We start from the raw sequence: 19,360 nt of genomic DNA on the forward strand, positions 1-19,360 counted from the left end.
TGCTCGGTGCGACTTTGTTGCCTTTCCGGGCTTGTTGATTGCCGGTGCGAAATATTCTCGCATAAGGTGTTCGAGGGGGGCGATTCGCATGTCTTATGGAGTGCGGCTGCACGTCTGGGGAGAGCGCGCCTGCTTCACGCGGCCGGAGATGAAAGTCGAGCGCGTCTCCTATGACGTGATGACGCCTTCAGCCGCGCGGGGCATTCTCGAGGCGATCCACTGGAAACCGGCGATCTGCTGGGTGGTCGACGCCATCCACGTGCTGAAGCCCATCCGCTTCCAGTCCTTCCGGCGCAATGAGGTGGGAGCCAAGGCCAGTGCCGTCACCGCCGCCCGGGCCATGCGGGCCGGCAGCACCGACGGGCTCGGCCTCGTGGTGGAGGACAACCGGCAGCAGCGCGCGACCTTGTTTCTGAACGACGTCGCCTATGTGATCGAGGCGCATTTCGAGCTGACCGCCCGGGCCGGGGCCTCGGACACCGAGGCCAAACATCTGAGCATGTTCAATCGCCGCGCGGCGGCGGGGCAATGCTTCCACCGGCCCTGCCTCGGAACCCGTGAATGCGTGGCTGATTTCGCCCTCATCCCTCCTGGCGCGCCGCTGCCCGAAAGCACCCTCCCGGAAGACCAGCGCGAGCGCGATCTCGGCTGGATGCTCCATGACATCGACTTCGCCGACAACGCGACGTCGCACTTTTTCCATGCTCGGCTGAAGGGGGGCGTCCTCGATGTGAAAAGCTGCCTTGCCGAGGGCACCGTGTCATGACGCTTCTGCAGTCGCTCGATCATTATTACGATCGGATGGCCGAACGGGGGGAGGCGGAAGCGCCCGGCTTCTCGCGCGAGAAGATCAGCTTCGCCATCGAGATCGCGCCGGACGGGACGCCACGCGCCGTGCTCGACTTGCGCCTCGCGAGCGGGAAGCGCCTCGTGCCGCAACTTCGCTCCGTGCCCGCTGCGGTGAAACGCACGGCCGGCATTTTGCCGAACCTCCTCTGGGACAAGACGTCCTATGTGCTCGGACGCACCGCGGGAGACGGGAAGCGCACGGCGCAGGAGCACGAGGCCTTCAAGGTTGCCCATCTCGAACTGCTGGCATCGACCGATGACCTGGGGCTGCTCGCGCTGCGCCGCTTTCTCGAAGGCTGGATGCCGGAACGCTTCGACGCGCCACCGTTCACGTCCGACATGCTGGACACCAACATCGTCTTTCGCCTGGAGGGAGAGAACAGCTTCATCCACGAGCGCGCGGCGGCGCGTGCACTGATCTCGAAAAGAGCGGGAAGCGAGGGCCGCGTGGTGCCATGCCTTGTAACCGGGACGCCCGCCGTCGCGGAGCGGCTTCATCCGACCATCAAGGAGGTGAGCGGCGCGCAGTCCTCGGGGGCCTCGCTGGTATCGTTCAATCTTGACGCCTTCGCCTCTTACGGCAAGGAGCAGGGCGACAATGCGCCGACCTCCCGGGACGCTGCCTTCCGCTATGGCGCCGCCCTGAACGGCATGCTGGAGCGGACCAGCCATAATCGTCTTGCACGTGGTATCGGTGATGCCACGGTGGTGTTCTGGGCCGACACGTCGCAGACGGTCGACGAAGCGCAGGCGCGCGCGGCCGAGGATGTCTTCGCCGCCCTGGCCGAGCCGCCGGATGACGCCGACGAAGCGAAAAAGGTGCGCGAAACGCTGGAGCACGTCATGGAAGGGCGTCCGGTCGAGGCGCTCGATGCGCGCCTCAGTCCCGGCACGCGCTTTCATGTGCTGGGTCTCGCGCCGAATGCGGCGCGTCTTTCGGTGCGCTATTGGCTCAGCGACGATTTCGGCACCTTCGTCGAACGCCTCGCCGATCATTACCGCGACCTTGCCATCCTTCCCCATCCCTGGGGCGAGCGCCCGCCGTCGATAGAGTGGCTCCTTGCCCATACAACGGTTCGTCAGAAAAACAGTTCGCTGAAGGAAAAGTTCGAGAATATCCCGCCCTTGCTGGCCGGCGAGGTCACGCGCGCGGTGCTGGAAGGCACGCGCTATCCGCGTTCGCTGCTCACCACGGCGATCATGCGGCTGCGCGCCGGAGACGATCCCTTGACCGGCTGGCACGCCGCCGTGATCAAGGCCGTGCTCGCCCGCGATGCCCGACTGAAGACCATTGATCGGCAAGCACCCGATAAGTCCCAACACGCCACGGAGGATCCGCCGGTGAGTCTCCAAAAGGATAGTCCCAGTCCGGCCTATCAGCTCGGGCGCCTGTTCGCCGCCTATGAGACGGCCCAGCGCATGGCCCTGGGCAAGGTCAACGCCACCATTCGCGATCGCTATTTCGGCGCGGCCTCGGCCACGCCCGCGAGCGTCTTCCCCCTGCTGATGCGCGGCGCGCAAAACCATCTGGGCAAGCTGCGCAAGGGTGGCAAGGGCGCCTGGCTGGAACGGGAGATCGAGGAGATCGCCGGCCATCTCGGCGACCACATGCCCCGCACGCTCCCGCTCGAGGCGCAGGGGCGCTTTGTGCTCGGCTACTACCACCAGCGCAAGGGCCAGTTCGCCGACCGCGCGGAGGCGGAGATCGAAGAGAGCGATGCAGAGGACAGCAGCAATGACGAGTGAAACCAGCGGCCTCGCGCGCCGGCATGAGTTCGCGCTCTTCTTCGATGTGATCAACGGCAACCCGAACGGCGACCCGGACTCCGGCAACATGCCGCGCCTCGATCCCGAGACCAATCAGGGGCTGGTCTCGGACGTGGCGCTGAAGCGCAAGATTCGCAATTACGTGGCGCTGGCGCGGCCCGATGCGCCCGGCCACGAAATCTACATGCGCGATGGCGCGACCCTCAACAATGAGCATAAGCGCGCCTGGGCGGCCGTGATGCCCGAGGTGACCAAGGCGGAAGAACTCAAGAAGGGGCCCAAGGAAGAGGAGAAGGCTCGCGCGCTCACCCGCTGGATGTGCGCGAACTTCTGGGACATCCGCACCTTCGGCGCGGTGATGACCACCGGCGTGAATGCCGGGCAGGTGCGCGGGCCGGTGCAGATCGGCTTCGCGCGGTCCGTCGAGCCCATCCTGCCGCTTGAAATCTCCATCACCCGCCTCGCCGCGACCACGGAGGCCGACGCGGAGGCGAAGGGCGGGCGCACCATGGGACGCAAGCACATCGTGCCTTATGGCCTCTATCGCGCCCATGGCTTTGTGTCGGCGCCGCTCGCCTCCCATCCGGTCAAGGGCACCGGCTTTTCCGATGCGGACCTCGACCTTTTGTTCGAGGCCCTCTCCAACATGTTCGAGCACGACCGTTCCGCCGCGCGCGGCGAAATGGCGACGCGCAAGCTTGTCATCTTCCGGCACGCCTCGCAGCTCGGCAATGCGCAGGCAAGCCAGCTCTTCGAGCGGGTGAAGGTCTGCCGGATGTTCAAGGGGGAGTGTTATCCGCCCGGCGATGAGCGGCTCGACAACGCCCCACCGCCGCGCAGCTTTGAGGATTATGCCATCACCGTCGAACGCGACGGCCTGCCGGACGGCATCGAGATCATCGAGCGGTAGGAACGCCGCCCCTCGGGTGATGCGCATCGCCCGAGGGGTGGCGTTGCGCTCGGTGGCTCTCGGGGTGAGCGGCAAGGCCGATGTGGTGGAGTTCCTCGGTCGTGCGGACGCGCAGGACATCCGTCCGTTTCCGGTGGAATACAAGCGGGGCAAGCCCAAGGCCCACCGCGCGGACGAGGTGCAGCTCTGCGCCCAGGCGATCTGCCTTGAGGACGCTTTCGGCGTCGCAGTGCCCGAGGGGGCGCTGTTCTATGGCGAGACCCGTCGCCGCCAGAGCGTGATATTCGACGACGCCCTGCGCGCCCTGACGACGCAGACGGCGGCGGCGGCCCGCGCCATGATCATGGCGCAGAGCACTCCGGCTCCGGTCCACATAGCCGGTTGCCGTCGTTGCTCACTGGAGGCGCTATGCCAGCCGGTGCGACTGGAGCACCCGCCCTCCATCGCGCTCTGGCTTGCTGCTCAATTGAAGGGGTGAGGGCGCTATGCGGCGGATGCTCAACACCATCTAAGTGACCAGCGAGGATGCCTGGCTGCGCAAGGACGGCGCCAATCTCGTCGTCGAGGTGGCCGGAGCGGAGCGTGGCCGCGCGCCGCTGCACATGCTGGAAGGGGTGGTCAGCTTCGGCCGGCCGGGCGCCTCGCCGGCCTTGCTGGCCGCCTGCGCCGAGGCCGGCATCACGGTGTCGCTCCTCGATCCGAATGGCCGCTTTCTCGCCCGCGTCGAGGGCCCGCGCACCGGCAATGTGCTGCTGCGGCGCACCCAGTTCCGCGTAGCGGACACCCCTGGACAAACGGTGCCCATCGTGCGCGGGATCGTGGCGGCGAAAGCCGCGAACCAGCGCACGGTGATCCGCCGCGCCCTGCGCGATCATGGCGGCACCATGCCGGCCTCTGACCGGGAGATGTTGGAAGTGGCAGAGCGCCGGCTCACCGATGTGGCCCGCCGCTCCCTCATCGCGGCGGAAGTCGCCCTGCTGCGCGGCTTGGAAGGAGAGGCGGCGCAGGTCTATTTCGGCTGCTTCAACCACCTTCTGCGGAGCGATGATCCCGCCTTCGTCTTCGGTGGACGTTCGCGCCGTCCGCCGCTCGACCGGATCAATGCGCTGCTGTCGTTTCTTTATGCTCTGCTCGGCCATGATTGTCGCTCTGCCCTCGAAACTCACGGCCTCGATCCCCAGGTCGGCTTCCTGCATGCCGATCGACCGGGCCGCGCGGGGCTCGCCCTCGATCTGATGGAAGAGCTTCGGCCTGTGGTCGCGGATCGCCTCGTGCTCAGTCTTGTCAACCGCCGACAGCTCGCGCCAGGAGATTTCAAGGTCGAGGATGCGGGCGGCGTGCGCTTGACCGATGAGGCACGCAAGCGTGTCCTGGTGGCTTGGCAGGAGCGCAAGCGGGAGGAGCTGACCCATCCCTTCCTCAATGAGAAGATGCCGCTGGGCCTTGTCGCTCATGCGCAGGCGCAGTTGCTGGCTCGCCATCTGCGCGGCGACATCGACGGCTATCCGGGTTTCATCTGGAAATGACGCATGCTGATGCTTGTGGCCTATGACGTGAGCACCGAGACTGCCGCGGGCCGCCGCAGGCTCCGCCGCGTGGCGCGGGCGTGCCTCGATTACGGACAGCGGGTGCAGAACTCCGTGTTCGAATGCGAGGTCGACCCTTCCCAGTGGGTCATTCTCAAATCGCGATTGATTGCCGAGATAGACGCCTCAACGGACAGTCTGCGTTTCTATCGGCTGGGCGCGGAAGGCCGGCGCAGGGTCGAGCATGTCGGCGCCAAACCCGTCCAGGATCTCGACGGTCCGTTGGTGTTCTGAAGGCCAGCGCGAACCTGAAGCCCACATACGGAGCCTAGACGGTTCGCGCGCCCACTAAGGCATGGGAAATTTACGACTTCACGCAAATCAAGCCCGGCATCGAGCGGCGTCAGCCCCTCACCGCCGGTCGGTTCGCGCGGACAACGGCATTTTCAGCGTGGCGGCAGGGTGTTAGAGACGGGCGGTCGCCCCCCGTGCGGGGGCGTGGATCGAAACCGTTTGGGCCATTCCGGCCTTTCCTAGCATCCATGTCGCCCCCCGTGCGGGGGCGTGGATCGAAACAGGAGGGCATCCGGTTCCCTGCTGCAAATGAAGGTCGCCCCCCGTGCGGGGGCGTGGATCGAAACAGAACCAACTCGATACTCAGGCGCGCCAGCTCAAGGTCGCCCCCCGTGCGGGGGCGTGGATCGAAACATCACTAGCGACCATTTCGAGGACATCCTCGGAAGTCGCCCCCCGTGCGGGGGCGTGGATCGAAACTATGAGGTTCCCCTCGCCTATGGCTCGGATGATGTCGCCCCCCGTGCGGGGGCGTGGATCGAAACATGAGCGCGAGCTGTTCGTAACCGACGGTGATGGAGTCGCCCCCCGTGCGGGGGCGTGGATCGAAACCCATCAAGACCGGCCGCGAAGACCGCGCGCTGAGTCGCCCCCCGTGCGGGGGCGTGGATCGAAACACGTGAAACACGGAAGGGGGCGGCTGCCCTCGCGGGTCGCCCCCCGTGCGGGGGCGTGGATCGAAACATCGCGAGCTTAAGCAGCATGCTCTCTGAATTTGGTCGCCCCCCGTGCGGGGGCGTGGATCGAAACGACGAGCGGGCGCGCGACGACGAGCGGTTCCGGCGTCGCCCCCCGTGCGGGGGCGTGGATCGAAACTCTCACATCTGAGCTGCAGCCGGATTCGTGGACACGAAGATAACCATGCCGCCGGCACCGCCGGTGTCGCCAGTGGTCAGGTTGGCCGAGACGCTACTGCCGATGGTGCCCGCCACGTCCCATCCACCCGAGCCGCCGGCCCCGCCAATGGCTTGGGCGACAATGCCGGGCGATTGATCGCCGGCGGTCGAGATCGACGTCGTGTAGACGTCGACACCGCTGGCGATGCCGCCCACGCCGCCCACGTTCACGCCAAGGCTGGTATCGCTGGCGACCCCGCCGACCAGGCTGCCGCCACCGGCGCCGCCCGCGCCGCAGAGGCTTTGCGCCGCCAGGCCCGCCGACAACGGACCGACGGCCTGGATCACGCCCTCATTGAAGACGGCGCCCGCAGTTCCGCCGGCACCACCACCGCCGCCGACCGCCAGGGACAGGTCCCTGTTCGACACGGACCCGGTCACCGCAAAGCCGCCATTGCCGCCCGAGCCGCCCAGGGCCTGGGCCACCAGGCTCTCCGCATTGCCGGTGGTCGGCGAGTTGGAGATGATGCCGCCGTAATTAACGACCACCACGTTGCCACTGGCCGCGTTGGGAGAGAACATAAATTCCCGTGTAATTGAATTTGTAGGTCCCCGACAGGCTGGACGTTTTCAGCGTCACGGAACCGCCGGTGCCACCGCCGCCGCCGGCATAGCCACAGTGTTCGCCCGAGCCGCCCGTGCCCCCCTTGCCGTCCGTCGAGCTGGCGACGATCAATGTGCCGTCATAGGTGGAGCCGGAGGCGCCGCCATAGGATACGGTTGCGTCGATGCTGCCACCGGGTTGCCCGCCGTGGCCGTCCCCGGGCTTGTCGAAACAGGACTCGTGCGCGTTGCCGCCGCTGGGGCCGGTCATCCGATTTTTGTAGTAGACGGTCGCCCCAACTGAGGCTGTCTGGGCGAAAGCCGGTGCGCTCAACGCTCCGATGGCTACTGAGGCAACAAAGGCGGCGCGGGACGCCGCAAGGAAGTGGCCTTTGGTGAAAAGCAGTATTGCGCAGAGTAGTTGTATATACACACTAACGGATCGTAGAGTTTTTGTATTTTTCTAAATAACTGAAATATAAAATCCGGACACAGGCGCATTGGCATCATACATATTCTCGTGTTGGTATGAATAGCGATTTCTGGCCATAGCACGGCCTTGCAGTGTTCTGCGGTGGCGGAGAAAGGATGCCGAAGCGACGATTTTGGTGAAGCCGGGGCGGTGCCTCAGCTTATGGCTGAACGCGCATGGACCTCGCACGCGTGCGGTATCGCACGGCTTGTCGGGACGCTCCAGGAGGCCGCGCCTCAAAACGTTCCGGGAGGTGGCTCTTTCGAGGGCTGATCGTAGTGATGGTGAGTGCCGTTCGGGGCTTGCCATCGTCACGTCGCGCTTCGCGGCACCGGGCGCCTGGGGTGCCAAACCGCTTGTGTGCCCCCGCCGCAGCCGCGGAAGACGTCGGTGCGTCCCGCGCCAACCGTCCCGTCCACCCCGTGGGATGGATTGCGATATGGCCACGCTCTGGATATCGTCAAGGCCCAGGTTTTATTATCCAGTCTGTCGAGAATCATCACATATGCGCAAGGTGAGAATACCGAATATTGGAACTTTATTGGCCTTCGAGGCGGCGGCGCGCTATGAGAGTTTCACTCTGGCCGCCAGGGACCTTTGCCTGACGGAAAGCGCTATCTCGCGGCAGATCGCCCTGCTGGAAGGCAATCTCGACGTCACGCTTTTTGTGCGCGTCAAGCAGCGTGTGCGTCTGACGCGCGCGGGGCGGCTTTACGCGACCCAGGTTCGCCGCTCGATTGAGGCCTTGAACCGGGATACCGCATCCCTGATGTCCCATGGTGGTGGCGCGCAGCTGGAACTGGCGGTGCTGCCTACCTTTGCCTCCCATTGGTTGATCCCGCGCTTGCCCAGCTTCAATGCGAGGCATCCCGACGTTGGTGTGAACATGGGGGTGCGAACGGAAGCTTTTTCCTTCGAGGAGACGCATTTCGAGGCCGCGATCCATTATGGCAGACCCTATTGGGCCTCTGCGCAGCTCGACTATCTCTTTGGGGAAGGCGTGGTGCCCGTCTGCGCTCCGGCTCTCATCAGCGGAGAAATCCGCTCGCCGCGGGATCTTCTCGCCTATCCGCTGCTGCATTCGACGACGCGGCCGAATGCGTGGGAAGACTGGTTCGGGCATCATGGCGTGGATGATGCGCGCGCCGTTCGCGGTGCCCGCTACGAACTCCACACCATGCTGATCAGCGGAGCGGAAGCCGGCCTTGGAATCGCGCTCGTGCCGGATTTCTTCGTGCAGCGGCATATTGAGGAGGGGCGTCTGCGAGCCCTCGCCGAGCCGGACTCGTCGGATAGCGATGCCTATTACCTCGTCTATCCGGAGGCTCTGAGCCAGAGGCCGTCATTACTTGCCTTCCGTGCCTGGTTGCTGGAACAGGCCGCGGCCTATACACGCGGCCTTGACCGGAGCGGGCCCGACCCGAAGGCTCCGGCGACGGCTTCCTCCGCACGGCCTGGGCGAGCCCATTCGTGAACACGGCTTCCAGGCGGAGCCCGTTGATGGCCTGCTTGTGCTCGTGAAAGAGCATGAAGACGTTTCTCGATGCTCCTTTCTTCCCCTGCGAGAGAATTCTTAGCGCCCGTCATGAGCCGGCTGCGGCCTGCGTCGCATCGGAGGGCGCCGCTACCCCGCCGCGCGCTTGGAAACCGGTGCTTCGCGCCACATGGCAGGCCAGGCCGCGGGGGCGCCTGACGCTGGAGTTAATGACGAAGGCGCATGACCTAGTGATTTTTTCTCGCTTTACCACCTCGGGCGGGCGGTGGAAAAACAAGACCAATAAAGCACAAGCATAGGCGGCAAGTTCATGGCGCCGCAGCGGATTATGCTGTCTGAAGGGAGGGCTCATGAGTTCCGACACCCCCTATCCGAACGTGCAGCTGCACATTGACGGTGCGTGGCGGGATGCTTCGGGCGGCGGTCGCATTGCGGTTGTCAATCCGGCGAGCGAGGAGGAGATCGGCACGGTGGCCCACGCCTCCCGGGCCGACCTGGACGAGGCGCTGGAGGCGAGCGCCCGCGGCTTTGCCGTGTGGCGCAAGGTGTCCGCCTATGATCGCTCCAAGCTCATGCGCCGCGCCGCCGACCTCCTGCGCGAGCGGGCGGAGGGCATTGCCCGCCTCATGACGCTCGAACAGGGCAAGCCCCTGGCCGAGGCGCGCGGCGAGACGCTGGCCGCCGCCGACATCATCGACTGGTTCGCCGAAGAAGGCCGGCGCGCCTATGGCCGCGTCATCCCGGCCCGCGCGCCGGGCGTCTACCAGCTCGTCATCAAGGAGCCGGTGGGGCCGGTGGCCGCCTTCACGCCCTGGAATTTTCCCATCAACCAGCTGGTGCGCAAGCTGTGCGGAGCCCTTGCCGCCGGCTGCTCCATCATCGTGAAGGCGCCGGAAGAAACCCCGGCCTCCCCGGCTGAGCTTATCCGCGCCTTCGTGGATGCCGGCGTGCCGAAGGGCGTCATCGGGTTGGTCTATGGTGTGCCGGCCGAGATCAGCGAGCATCTCATCCCCCACCCGACCATCCGCAAGGTCACCTTCACCGGCTCCACCCCGGTGGGCAAGCACCTGGCGGCGCTGGCCGGCGCGCACATGAAGCGTGCCACCATGGAGCTGGGCGGCCACTCGCCGGTGATCGTATTCGAGGATGCCGACGTGAAGGCCGCCGCCCGGCAGATCGCTACTGCCAAGTTCCGCAATGCCGGCCAGGTCTGCGTGTCCCCCACCCGCTACCTGGTGCAGGAAAAGGTGTACCAGGAATTCGTGGACACCTTCGTTGCGGTGGCCAAGACGGTGAAGGTGGGCAACGGGCTCGACCCCGACACCACCATGGGCCCGCTCGCAAATGAGCGGCGCATCCCGGCCATGGAGGCGCTGATCGCCGATGCCCGCCAGCGCGGAGCGGAAGTGGCGACGGGCGGGGCGCGGATCGGCAACAAGGGCTATTTCTTCGAGCCCACGGTTGTCACGGGCGTGACCCGCGAGATGCGGATGATGAACGAGGAGCCGTTCGGCCCGCTGGCGATGATGGTGCCCTTCTCGGATTTCGACGAGGCCATCACGGAGGCGAACCGGCTGCCTTATGGGCTTGCGTCCTACGCCTACACACGCTCCGCCAAGACGGCGGCGGCGGTGGCGGACGGGGTGGATGCGGGCATGATGACTATCAACCATCTGGGCCTGGCCCTGCCGGAGGTGCCGTTCGGCGGCGTGCGCGATTCCGGCTATGGCTCGGAAGGCGGCTCGGAGGCTATCGAAGCCTATCTCAACCCCAAATTCGTCTCCCAGATCGGCGTCTGAAAGGGCTGGCCACTTGCGAAAGGCGCCGCCCGTCTTGACGGTGACGCCTTGTGCGACTTCCGGGCCGAGGAGGCCCGGCTTCGATCCATATCTGATCTCGGCTCGAGATCCGCCTCTGTGCGCTGCGATCTTGGGCTGACGCGATGGGAGTTGCCGATGAACGGCGCGAAAAGTCTTGTCGAAACACTGTTGCAGTCCGGCGTGGATACCTGCTTTGCCAATCCCGGCACGAGTGAGATGCACTTTGTCGCCGCATTGGACCAGAGCCCCGGCATGCGTTGCTATCTGGGGCTGCAGGAAAATGTGGTGACCGGCATGGCCGACGGCTATTATCGGATTGCCGGAAAGCCCGCCTGTACCCTGCTGCACTGCGGCCCCGGCTTTTCCAACGGCATGGCCAATCTGCATGATGCGCGTCGTGCCCGAAGCGGCATCGTGAACATCGTCGGCGATCAGGCCACCTACCACCGCTGGTATGACGCGCCGCTGACCTCCGACGTGGACGCCATCGCGCGCACCGTCTCGCAATGGGTGCGCATGAGCACGGCCACACCGCTGTTGGGCGCGGATGCCGCGGAAGCGGTGCGGGCGGCGCGGACCGGACCGGGCCAGGTCGCGACGCTGATCGTGCCGTCCGACATTTCCTGGAGCGAGGGGGGCGTGGTGGCGCCGGCCCTGGCCGTTCCCGAGCTGGTGGCGCTGGATGCCATCGCCGTCGACAATGCCGCGCGGGCCCTGCGGAATGGGCGCAACACGCTGATCCTGCTTTCCGGCAAGGGCGGCACGCGGCAGGCCCAGAAATTGGCGTGGCGCGTCTCGCAGGCCACCGGCGCCAAGATCATGCTGGAATATTGCGCACCCACCGTGGAGCGCGGGGAAGGTTCGCTCCCGCTGGCCAAGGTTCCCTATGCGATGAGTCTCGCGATCGAGGCGCTGCGGGAATTCGACCAGATCGTTCTGGTCAATGCGAAAGCGCCGGTGGGCTTCTTCGGGTATCCCGACATGCCCTCCATCCAGCACCGGCCCGACGCCGACATCCATGTCCTGGCGCGGCCGGAACAGGATGCCGTGGCGGCACTGACGGCGCTGGTGGAAGCGCTTGGCGCGCCCGATGTGCCCCTTCCGCCGGGCCCTGCGCGCGCCGCGGCGGCATCAGGCGCCCCGACGTCGGACAAGGTGGCCCAGACGGTGGCGGCCCTGATGCCGGAAGGCACAATCATCGCGGATGAAAGCATTTCCTACGGGCGCGGCTTTTATCGCTGCTCCCATGCCTCGCCGGCTCACACCTGGCTGCACCAGGTCGGCGGCGCCATCGGCGGGGGGCTGCCCATGGCGACGGGCGCGGCGATCGGCGGCAAGAGCGAGCGTCGTGTCATCTCGCTGCAGGCGGATGGGTCGGGCATGTATACGGTGCAGGCCTTGTGGACCCAGGCCCGTGAAAACCTGCCGGTCACCACCATCCTGCTCAATAACAGGAAGTATAATATCCTCATCGGCGAGTATCAGAATGTCGGCGCCGTTCCCGGTGCCACGGCCATGAGCATGCTGGACCTGGGCAAGCCGGACCTTGACTGGGTTTCCCTGGCGAACGGCCTCGGGGTCGAAGCCGCCCGCGCGCATACCATGGAGGAATGCGCGACCCTGATGGAGGCGAGCTTCAAGGAGGCCAAGCCCTTCCTCATCGAGCTGATGATCTGAACCGAACCTTGCGCCCCCGCCTGGACCTCGCGCGGCGAGGCAGCCCATCGTGGGCCATGGTCCGGTGGGGGCGAAACGATATGCCTCGCCCAAAAATAAAATAAATATATCGGAGGAAACAGGATGACGACGGCTGTCGAGACGGACGAAAAAGCAGTTGCCGACAAAAAGTGGATGATCGTGTTTGTCTTCGCCTTCCTTGCCCTGCTGGCGGATGGCGCTGATGTAATGTACCTGGCTTTGAGCCTTCCCAGCCTGAAGCAGGAGTTCTCGCTCACGAATGTGGAGGCCGGCGCCCTGGGCAGCATTACCTTGGCGGCCATGGCGGTGGGCGGCATCTATGGCGGCTGGGCCTGCGATCGTTTCGGGCGCGTGCGGACCTTGTCGATCGCCGTTTTCCTGTTCTCAGTCGGCACCAGTGTTCTGGGGTTGACGCAGAACTACTGGCAGTTCGCCGTGGTTCGCTTCTTCGGTTCTCTGGGGCTCGGCGCGGTCTTCGTGTGCAGCAATACTTTGATGTTCGAGTATGCGCCCGCCAAATATCGCACCACCATCCTGGGAGCCCTGCAATCGGGCTGGACCATCGGCTATGTGGTCGCCTCCCTGGTGTCGAGCTTCGTCATCCCGGATTTTGGCTGGCGCTATCTGTTCTTTACTTCGATCGTACCAGTGGTAGTGGCGTTGGGCATGCAGATGTTCGTGCAGGAGCCCGCCTGCTATCTGGAGGTGAAGGCCGCCCGCGCGCTCAATGGGGGGGCGGGGGGAACCAAGCGGGCCTCCATCATCCGCCAGCTCCTCAGCGATGTGGAAAATCGCAAGCGTTTCGTCATCTGGACCATCGCCACGGGCCTTCTGCAGTTCGGCTATTATGGCGTCGTCAATTGGATGCCGTCTTATCTTCAGGAAGAGCTGCACATCAAGTTCAGTGCCATCGCCGGTTACATGATGGCGACCTTCCTTGCGTCGACCCTCGGCAAGATCTCGGCCGGCTGGCTGGCGGACAAGATCGGCTGCCGCGCAGTGTTCTTCATCGCCAATGCCGCCACGGCGGCCTTCATTCCGGTGGTGGTGTTCTGGCATTCGCCGAGCAACATCGCTTATCTGATGACCCTGTTCGGCTTCTTCTACGGCATGCCCTTCGGCGTGACGGCGACCTATATGGGCCAGAGCTTCGACACGAGCGTTCGCGGCCTCGCGATCGGCGCCACCTACAATATCGGCCGGCTCGGCGGCGTGGCGGCGCCCATCGTCATCGGCTATCTGGCGACCGGCGGGAACATCGGAACCGGCTTCCTGGTCATGTGCATCGCGTTCCTGCTGTGCGGCCTGGTCCCGAGCACTCTCATTCGCGGCAAGACCTATGCGACCTGAATGCCGGGCCCCCGCGTCCTCGAAGAGGGAGCGGGGTCGGGCGCCGGGAGCATGAGGAAGAGGGCGGCCGCGTGCCGCCCTCTTTGCGTTGCCGGGGCGTACAGGTGGGGCTGCGCGCCTTCAGCCGGCGGACGGGGCGATCACGATGCGGCCGTGTTCCAGCTCGCTGGTCACCGCGGCAGGAGGCGCCGCCTCAGTGACGAGGATGTCCACGGCCGACCAGCCGCACACATGGATGAGATCGGGCTTGGTCCATTTGGAGCTGTCGAGCAGCAGCATCACCTTGTCCGCAAGGGCGATCATGGCCCGCTCGAGCTCGGTCTCGAACAGGTCGAAAGCCATGGAGTCGTGCTGCGGGGATGCGGCCGCCACCGACAACACGAACAGGCTCGGCGTGAATTGCGAGGCGAAATCGATGGCCGTTGGTCCGATGACAGTGCGGTCGTCCGCGCGCAATTCCCCGTCCGGCAGGATGAAGCGGTGGCTGCGGCCGGCGCCGGTGAGGATCTGCGTCACCTCCAGGGAGAAGGTGATGGCGGTCAGCCGGCCCGCCCGCGGCACCAGCATCTCGGCGAGGAAACAGGCGGTGGACGAATTGTCGAGGAGGATGGTGGCCTCTTTGTCGATCAGCTCCACCGCGGCGCGGGCGATGCGGCGTTTCGCGGCGTCGTCGTCGTCGCGCAGGCGCCGCTCGAATTGCGTCTCCAAATCGCTGACGTTGAGGCGCACGCCGCCGTGGAACTTATCCACGAGGCCCTCATCGGCCAGCGTCTTCAGGTCGCGGCGAATGGTTTCGTCCGAAACCTCGAACCGAGCGGCGAGGTCCGTGATCGTGGCGGAGTGCAGCTCACGCAGCAGCTCGACGATCCGCTGCTGTCGCACGGTCTGGGCCATGGGACGGTTCTGCCCTAGGCTCAGGACTCGTTGATCACAGCCAGAAGAGCACCGTTGCAGCGAGGGCGAGCACGGAGAAGAAGACGGTTGGGCATCGGTCATAGCGGGTTGCCACGCGGCGCCAATCCTTGAGGCGGCCGAACATGATCTCGATCCGGTTGCGGCGCTTGTACCGGCGCTTATCGTATTTGACGGGCATGGAGCGGGATTTGCGGCCTGGAATGCAGGGCTTGATGCCCTTCTGCTCCAACGCGTCTCTAAACCACTCGGCGTCATAACCCTGATCGGCCAGCATCCACTGCGCCTTGGGCAGATCGTCGAGCAAGGCCGCTGCGCCGGTATAATCGCTGATCTGACCGGCCGTGATGAAGAAGCTCAAGGGGCGGCCATTGGCGTCCGTCACGGCGTGCAGCTTGGTGTTCATGCCGCCCTTGGTCCGTCCGATCAGCCGTCCGGGCCCCCCTTTTTTACCCCAAGGCTGGAAGCTGTGCGGTGGGCCTTGAGACAGGTCGCATCGATCATGACGGTCTGCGGCTCGGCCCTCTGGGCGGTCAGGCCTTCCATTATCCGCGCGAACACGCCCATCTCACTCCACCGTTTCCAGCGATTATACAATGTCTTGTGCGGCCCGTATTCCCTGGGCGCATCCCGCCAGCGCAGCCCGTTCCGGTTGACGAAGATGATCCCGCTCAGCACCCGCCGGTCATCGACCCGTGGTTTGCCGTGGCTCTTGGGAAAATACGGTGCAAGCCGCGCCATCTGCTCGTCCGTCAGCCAATACAGGTCGCTCATGCTCAGTCTCCTTATGGAGCCTGAATCACAGCGACGCCTGGCAATCAATGGGTCCTGAGCCTAGGCACCAATCCGCCGTCAAGCCTTGACCTTAGCATGAGACGTTCCCGCAGAAACCCCATCGACGAATAGCCTCGTAGATGGGGTTTTGCATGGTGCATTGGATGTAAAAGCGCAAAAATGCGATTCCACACCTACGCTAGTGGCTGGGGCATGCAGGGACGTGTTCGATTATATCGCGATGTTCTACAATCCCATCCGGAAGCACGCCGGGGACGGGATGCTGTCGTCCATCGAGTTCGGACGGTAGCACAAAGCGAAAGCCGAAGGTGTCCAGCAAACTTGGGGCGGTTCAGTCGGACATCTCGCCTTGACGCGGGTCTTGGACGTGGACGGCATTCTGCCGGTGCGTGATCCGGGTGCCCTGCATTTCACCTTGTATCGGTGCGCCGACATGTCGTAGCCGCCGTCGCATCGTGATCTCTCTTTGACCTTCGGTCGCTCTGGCGGTTGGGGGGAGGGGCTTTTGGGCCTTGCAGCACCGTGCCGAGCGCATAGGATTTTTGAGCGAACTGCGTGCAACGTAAGGCGCGCAAACGCGTGATGTTTTTCAGAATATTAAATTAAATAAATGCAATAGTCGTAAATATAAGCGAGATTCAATGATGCGCGGAGCCTTGCTTGACTGTGAGTGCACCCAAAGGATGGGCTGTTGACGCCATCGTTCGGCTCATTGGCAGCCAAAGGTTGGCTTGGCGTTTGAACAATGTTGCCGATGAACGAAAGAGGGCCCGTAGCAGAGGTGCTGTGGGCCCTTTTTTCTTTTTTGGCTACCGCGGGTCAGCTTCATGTTGAAGTGCTGGGGCATCGGCGTGAGCCATAAGAACCCGCGCCAACTCTCCGCTCGGGTGGGCTTGGGTTCGCCGACGCGTGGGCGGGCGGTAAGCGTAGCTTGCGCGCGCGACGGCCCATGGGGGATCGGATCCGCGCACGCCCGAACCTCGACTTCATGTGGGTGTCTTCATCAATCGCCCGCGCTTCCCAGTGCCGGTTTCTGCCGCCTGAGAAAAGCAGGCCTCATGAGCTCTTTTGTATGGTGGGCGCTTCGCTCCGTGTGTGCGTCATGTATGCGCCGAATTGATTCCAGCACAAAATGAGTTGTTTATAAATTTCAACTGCTTCCAATAAGCGGTCGATGCGGCAATACTCGTCCACCTGATGGGCCATATGCGTTTCGCCAGGTCCCAGGATCAGGGTGGGAACATTGCCGAACGCCGGCTTCAGGATGCTGGCGTCGGTGAAGAAGGGCACCCCTTTCGCCGGCTCCGGCTTTTCAGGGGGGGCGAGCAGCGCAATGGCCTGCTGCATCCAGGGGTCGTTCGGCGACGTCCAGACGCTCTCCAGGTCCACCAGCCGGTCCAGGCGATCGAGCTCGGGTTCCAGGTATCTGTTGATGTCATGGAAGAGCTTATCGTGAACCATTCCCGGCGTGGTCCGGATGTCCACGCCGAATTCGATCAGGTCTGGAACGGAATTTATGTTCATGCCCCCATTTACTCGGCCGACATTCAATGTCGGTGACCCGAGACCATCGTGGGGCTTTTGATTGAAGCCGAAGTCCTTCAGCTTTTCGAGCATCGTCATGCCGCGATAGATGGCGTTTACGCCCAGGTCGGGCATGGAGCCGTGGGCCGTGCGCCCGGTGCAGGAAGCTGCGAGCCAGAGGGCGCCCTTGTGTCCGACCCGGGGCTGATTGCCCGTGGGTTCGCCGACAATGATCGCTCCCGCCTCGCCCAGCACGCCGTCATGTCCGGCCAGGAATGTCGCCCCTTCGCAGCCGGTCTCTTCTCCGCCGGTCAGAACCAGCAGGACGCCCGGGCCCTCGTCCACGCGATCCGCAAGCTCGGTTGCCGCGACGACCATCGCTGCCACGCCGGCTTTCATGTCGCTGGAGCCGCGCCCGAGAATACGCCCGTCGCGCACCTCTCCTGCAAATGGATCGAAGCTCCAGCTCGCGGCGCCAATGGGGACGGTGTCGAGATGGCCGGTGAAGCAGATGGGGGGTGTGCTTCGGTCGCCTGAGCAGCCGCGTCGGGCGACGACGTTCACGCGCTTCTCGCCGAAGGTGTGCAGCGCGGTGTCAAATCCTGCGTCCTCCAGGAGATTGGCCAGATGCTCGGCGCAGGCAGCCTCGTCGCCGGGCGGGTTGACGGACCGGAATTGAATGAGGGTCCTCGTGAGCTCAACCGGGTCGATCATCCGCCTCTCCGCCTCGATATGCCTACTATTTAGCCATCTCTTGCACTGCTTATGTGCTGGGCGAAAGTTGACAGGAACATTGAACTGCAGTCAAGTCACTTTCCATACGATGAACGTTTGTTTCATATGGAGCAAGCCGATGCATGTGGAAGTCGCGCTGGATGTGCCGTTTGCGGCGGGTGATGTGTGGCGCCTGGCCGGTGGTTACGACCTTTTGCCGTTGATCAGCACTGCGACGGCGACGAGCGGCCTGGAGGATGGGGGGCGGGTGCGTGTGCTCGTGAATCGCGACGGCTCCATCCTCTGGGAGCGGCTCATCCACTTCGACGAAGCGGCGCGCACGCTTGCCTATGAAATCATCGACGCGAAGGCGTTCTCGGGCGCTTACGGCACCGGCTATCTCGGGCGCGTCAGCATTCTGGAGAAGGGCGAGGGCGCCTCGACCTTCCGCTACGAGGCGGATTTCGAGCCGGCGCCGGGCTTTTCCGACGATGCCGCCAAGGGCGCGGTTGAAGCCTTCGCCGCTGACTGCGTGAACGGCATCGCCCGCGTGCTCCGCCTGAGGGGCCAGGAGAAGGGCCGGGGCCAGCGCTGATCTGGCCGGCTGAACAGCGGTGCGGCGCGCCGGCCTCGCGCGGGCCGGCGGCACGCGATCCCAATCCGCACATGCGGGCCAATTGCACCAAGACGACAACCAAGAGGGGTAAGGCTATGCGACGGACGTTCAATTGCCGGCGGTTCATCACTGGCGCCCTCGGCGCCGCGATGCTGGTTGCCGGGACCGCGGGGGCTGCCCAGGCGGGCAAGCTTTCCATCGGTCACTTCATCTGGGTCGGCTACGGCCCCATGTATCTCGCCCGGGACCTTGGATACTTCAAGGATGAAGGGGTCGAGGTGGACCTGCAGGTGGTGGACGATTCCGCCCTCGCCATGGCGGCCCAGGCGGCGGGCAAGCTCGATGGCGTTGCCGTCACCGTGGACGACATTCTGAAGTACCGCTCGAAGGATTTCTGCTTCAAGGCGGTGGCGGTGCTCGACGACAGCGCCGGCGGCGACGGCGTGGTGGTGAAGGACGACATCAAGGATCTCGCCGCGCTCAAGGGCAAGACGGTGGCGCTGAACGAGGGCTCCACCTCCCAGTTCTGGTTCTCCTACCTTTTGACCAAGGCTGGCCTGCCGCTCGACACGGTCGAGATCACCAACATGACCGCCGACGCAGCCGCCGCCGCCTTCATCGCCGGCCGGGTGCCGGCCGCCGTGACCTGGGAACCGAACCTGACCATGGTCAAGACCCAGAAGGCCGGCAAGACGCTGGTGAGCAGCGCTTCCACACCCGGCGTCATCGTCGATGTGGTGGAGTTCTCCTGCGACGTCATCGAGAAGCGCCCGCAGGACGTGAAGGGCTTCGTGCGCGCCGTCCAGCGGGCCATGACCTACATCAAGGAGCACAAGGACGAGGCCTACGCCATCATGGCCAAGGGCGTGGGCGGCTATCTGGAGAAGCCCGCGGACTTCGCCGACGCCGCCAGCGGCGTGCGCTTCTACGACAAGGACATGATGGCCACGTATCTCGGGACCAAGGAGAAGCCCGGCGAGGTGGCCGAGGTGATCGACCTTGCCAACGGCATCTGGGTGAAGCTGGGCAAGATGAAGGCCCCGGTTCCGGTGGCCGAGGTGGTCGATCCGAGCTTCGTGAAATAAGCCGCCCGCGGCAGGTTCGGCGCCAGGTCAAGCC

The 19,360-nt window shown here is 64.6% G+C and carries 17 protein-coding genes and 1 CRISPR repeat array; of the genes, 12 read left to right on the forward strand and 5 right to left on the reverse strand.

The genetic code is table 11. The features are described 5' to 3' along the window. Positions 1–100 precede the first annotated feature (100 nt). Genes cas5c through cas2 form a run of 6 tightly spaced genes read left to right on the forward strand, consistent with a single transcriptional unit; the run spans position 101 to position 5,346 of the window. On the forward strand, positions 101–766 hold the full coding sequence (cas5c, locus tag V5F26_RS09345) for a type I-C CRISPR-associated protein Cas5c (protein ID WP_509210553.1): 666 nt from the start codon (positions 101–103) through the stop codon (positions 764–766). After that, a complete protein-coding gene (gene cas8c, locus V5F26_RS09350; protein ID WP_394947420.1) occupies positions 763–2,595 on the forward strand; it encodes a type I-C CRISPR-associated protein Cas8c/Csd1 in 1,833 nt (610 codons plus the stop codon). The genes cas5c and cas8c overlap by 4 nt, the downstream gene beginning before the upstream one ends. Next, positions 2,585–3,526, forward strand: a complete 942-nt coding sequence (cas7c, locus tag V5F26_RS09355; RefSeq protein WP_394947419.1) for a type I-C CRISPR-associated protein Cas7/Csd2 — start codon at positions 2,585–2,587, stop codon at positions 3,524–3,526. Before cas8c ends, cas7c begins: the two co-directional genes overlap by 11 nt. A 19-nt stretch (positions 3,527–3,545) precedes the next feature. Beyond that, positions 3,546–4,004 carry a CRISPR-associated protein Cas4 gene (gene cas4, locus V5F26_RS09360; RefSeq protein ID WP_394947590.1) on the forward strand — a complete coding sequence of 153 codons (459 nt, stop codon included), beginning with the start codon at positions 3,546–3,548 and terminating at the stop codon, positions 4,002–4,004. Positions 4,005–4,038: 34 nt separating this feature from the next. Next, positions 4,039–5,052 (forward strand): type I-C CRISPR-associated endonuclease Cas1c, encoded by a 1,014-nt coding sequence (gene cas1c, locus V5F26_RS09365; protein WP_394947418.1) that lies wholly within the window; start codon positions 4,039–4,041, stop codon positions 5,050–5,052. A 3-nt stretch (positions 5,053–5,055) separates the two neighbouring features. Continuing rightward, entirely contained in the window at positions 5,056–5,346 is a 291-nt protein-coding gene (gene cas2 / locus V5F26_RS09370; RefSeq protein WP_234052525.1) for a CRISPR-associated endonuclease Cas2, read from the forward strand. Positions 5,347–5,530: 184 nt separating this feature from the next. Then, a CRISPR array of direct repeats spans positions 5,531–6,222; the repeat unit is 32 nt; unit sequence GTCGCCCCCCGTGCGGGGGCGTGGATCGAAAC. A gap of 2 nt (positions 6,223–6,224) precedes the next feature. Here cas2 and V5F26_RS09375 read toward each other — a convergent pair. Together V5F26_RS09375 and V5F26_RS09380 are read right to left on the reverse strand one after the other, a co-directional pair. Next, entirely contained in the window at positions 6,225–6,824 is a 600-nt protein-coding gene (locus tag V5F26_RS09375) for a hypothetical protein (RefSeq protein ID WP_394947417.1), read from the reverse strand. Further along, entirely contained in the window at positions 6,781–7,116 is a 336-nt protein-coding gene (locus V5F26_RS09380) for a hypothetical protein (protein ID WP_394947416.1), read from the reverse strand. The genes V5F26_RS09375 and V5F26_RS09380 overlap by 44 nt, the downstream gene beginning before the upstream one ends. A gap of 706 nt (positions 7,117–7,822) precedes the next feature. Here V5F26_RS09380 and V5F26_RS09385 point away from each other — a divergent pair. From V5F26_RS09385 to V5F26_RS09400, 4 genes are all read left to right on the forward strand, one after another. After that, entirely contained in the window at positions 7,823–8,791 is a 969-nt protein-coding gene (locus V5F26_RS09385; protein ID WP_394054605.1) for a LysR family transcriptional regulator, read from the forward strand. A 371-nt stretch (positions 8,792–9,162) separates the two neighbouring features. Beyond that, on the forward strand, positions 9,163–10,611 hold the full coding sequence (locus V5F26_RS09390; RefSeq protein ID WP_394947415.1) for an NAD-dependent succinate-semialdehyde dehydrogenase: 1,449 nt from the start codon (positions 9,163–9,165) through the stop codon (positions 10,609–10,611). Positions 10,612–10,767: 156 nt separating this feature from the next. After that, on the forward strand, positions 10,768–12,309 hold the full coding sequence (locus tag V5F26_RS09395; RefSeq protein ID WP_394947414.1) for an acetolactate synthase large subunit: 1,542 nt from the start codon (positions 10,768–10,770) through the stop codon (positions 12,307–12,309). A 123-nt stretch (positions 12,310–12,432) separates the two neighbouring features. Then, positions 12,433–13,680, forward strand: coding sequence for an MFS transporter (locus V5F26_RS09400; protein ID WP_394947413.1), 1,248 nt, complete (start codon positions 12,433–12,435; stop codon positions 13,678–13,680). A 120-nt stretch (positions 13,681–13,800) separates the two neighbouring features. Here V5F26_RS09400 and V5F26_RS09405 read toward each other — a convergent pair whose 3' ends face one another. The 3 genes from V5F26_RS09405 to V5F26_RS09415 all read right to left on the reverse strand — a co-directional run bounded on the left by V5F26_RS09405 (position 13,801) and on the right by V5F26_RS09415 (position 17,625). Continuing rightward, complete coding sequence (locus V5F26_RS09405; RefSeq protein WP_394947412.1) at positions 13,801–14,574, reverse strand: DeoR/GlpR family DNA-binding transcription regulator; 774 nt, start codon at positions 14,572–14,574, stop codon at positions 13,801–13,803. A gap of 34 nt (positions 14,575–14,608) precedes the next feature. After that, a protein-coding gene (locus V5F26_RS09410) for an IS5 family transposase (RefSeq protein ID WP_509210554.1) occupies positions 14,609–15,366 on the reverse strand; the annotation gives its coding sequence in 2 pieces (ribosomal slippage) (positions 14,609–15,030 and positions 15,030–15,366; 759 coding nt in all). Positions 15,367–16,443: 1,077 nt separating this feature from the next. Continuing rightward, positions 16,444–17,625, reverse strand: coding sequence for a M20 family metallopeptidase (locus V5F26_RS09415; protein ID WP_394947887.1), 1,182 nt, complete (start codon positions 17,623–17,625; stop codon positions 16,444–16,446). Between the two features lie 139 nt (positions 17,626–17,764). Here V5F26_RS09415 and V5F26_RS09420 point away from each other — a divergent pair, with 139 nt between their 5' ends. Next, the gene (locus V5F26_RS09420; RefSeq protein ID WP_394947888.1) at positions 17,765–18,220 is read left to right on the forward strand and encodes an SRPBCC family protein; all 456 of its coding nucleotides are present in this window, start codon (positions 17,765–17,767) and stop codon (positions 18,218–18,220) included. A 116-nt stretch (positions 18,221–18,336) separates the two neighbouring features. After that, positions 18,337–19,326, forward strand: a complete 990-nt coding sequence (locus tag V5F26_RS09425) for an ABC transporter substrate-binding protein (RefSeq protein WP_394947889.1) — start codon at positions 18,337–18,339, stop codon at positions 19,324–19,326. The last annotated feature ends 34 nt before the right edge of the window (positions 19,327–19,360 follow it).

The sequence above is a fragment of the Xanthobacter variabilis genome (assembly GCF_043831965.2).
GTDB lineage: Bacteria > Pseudomonadota > Alphaproteobacteria > Rhizobiales > Xanthobacteraceae > Xanthobacter.

Coding starts and splice junctions, on each gene's coding strand:
- V5F26_RS09415 (WP_394947887.1), bottom strand. CDS start 17,625: ATGATCGACCCGGTTGAGCTCACGAGGACCCTCATTCAATTCCGGTCC.
- V5F26_RS09425 (WP_394947889.1), top strand. CDS start 18,337: ATGCGACGGACGTTCAATTGCCGGCGGTTCATCACTGGCGCCCTCGGC.
- V5F26_RS09385 (WP_394054605.1), top strand. CDS start 7,823: ATGCGCAAGGTGAGAATACCGAATATTGGAACTTTATTGGCCTTCGAG.
- V5F26_RS09420 (WP_394947888.1), top strand. CDS start 17,765: ATGCATGTGGAAGTCGCGCTGGATGTGCCGTTTGCGGCGGGTGATGTG.
- cas4 (WP_394947590.1), top strand. CDS start 3,546: ATGCGCATCGCCCGAGGGGTGGCGTTGCGCTCGGTGGCTCTCGGGGTG.
- V5F26_RS09380 (WP_394947416.1), bottom strand. CDS start 7,116: ATGACCGGCCCCAGCGGCGGCAACGCGCACGAGTCCTGTTTCGACAAG.
- cas2 (WP_234052525.1), top strand. CDS start 5,056: ATGCTGATGCTTGTGGCCTATGACGTGAGCACCGAGACTGCCGCGGGC.
- V5F26_RS09390 (WP_394947415.1), top strand. CDS start 9,163: ATGAGTTCCGACACCCCCTATCCGAACGTGCAGCTGCACATTGACGGT.
- V5F26_RS09405 (WP_394947412.1), bottom strand. CDS start 14,574: ATGGCCCAGACCGTGCGACAGCAGCGGATCGTCGAGCTGCTGCGTGAG.
- V5F26_RS09400 (WP_394947413.1), top strand. CDS start 12,433: ATGACGACGGCTGTCGAGACGGACGAAAAAGCAGTTGCCGACAAAAAG.
- cas7c (WP_394947419.1), top strand. CDS start 2,585: ATGACGAGTGAAACCAGCGGCCTCGCGCGCCGGCATGAGTTCGCGCTC.
- V5F26_RS09375 (WP_394947417.1), bottom strand. CDS start 6,824: ATGTTCTCTCCCAACGCGGCCAGTGGCAACGTGGTGGTCGTTAATTAC.
- cas8c (WP_394947420.1), top strand. CDS start 763: ATGACGCTTCTGCAGTCGCTCGATCATTATTACGATCGGATGGCCGAA.
- V5F26_RS09395 (WP_394947414.1), top strand. CDS start 10,768: ATGAACGGCGCGAAAAGTCTTGTCGAAACACTGTTGCAGTCCGGCGTG.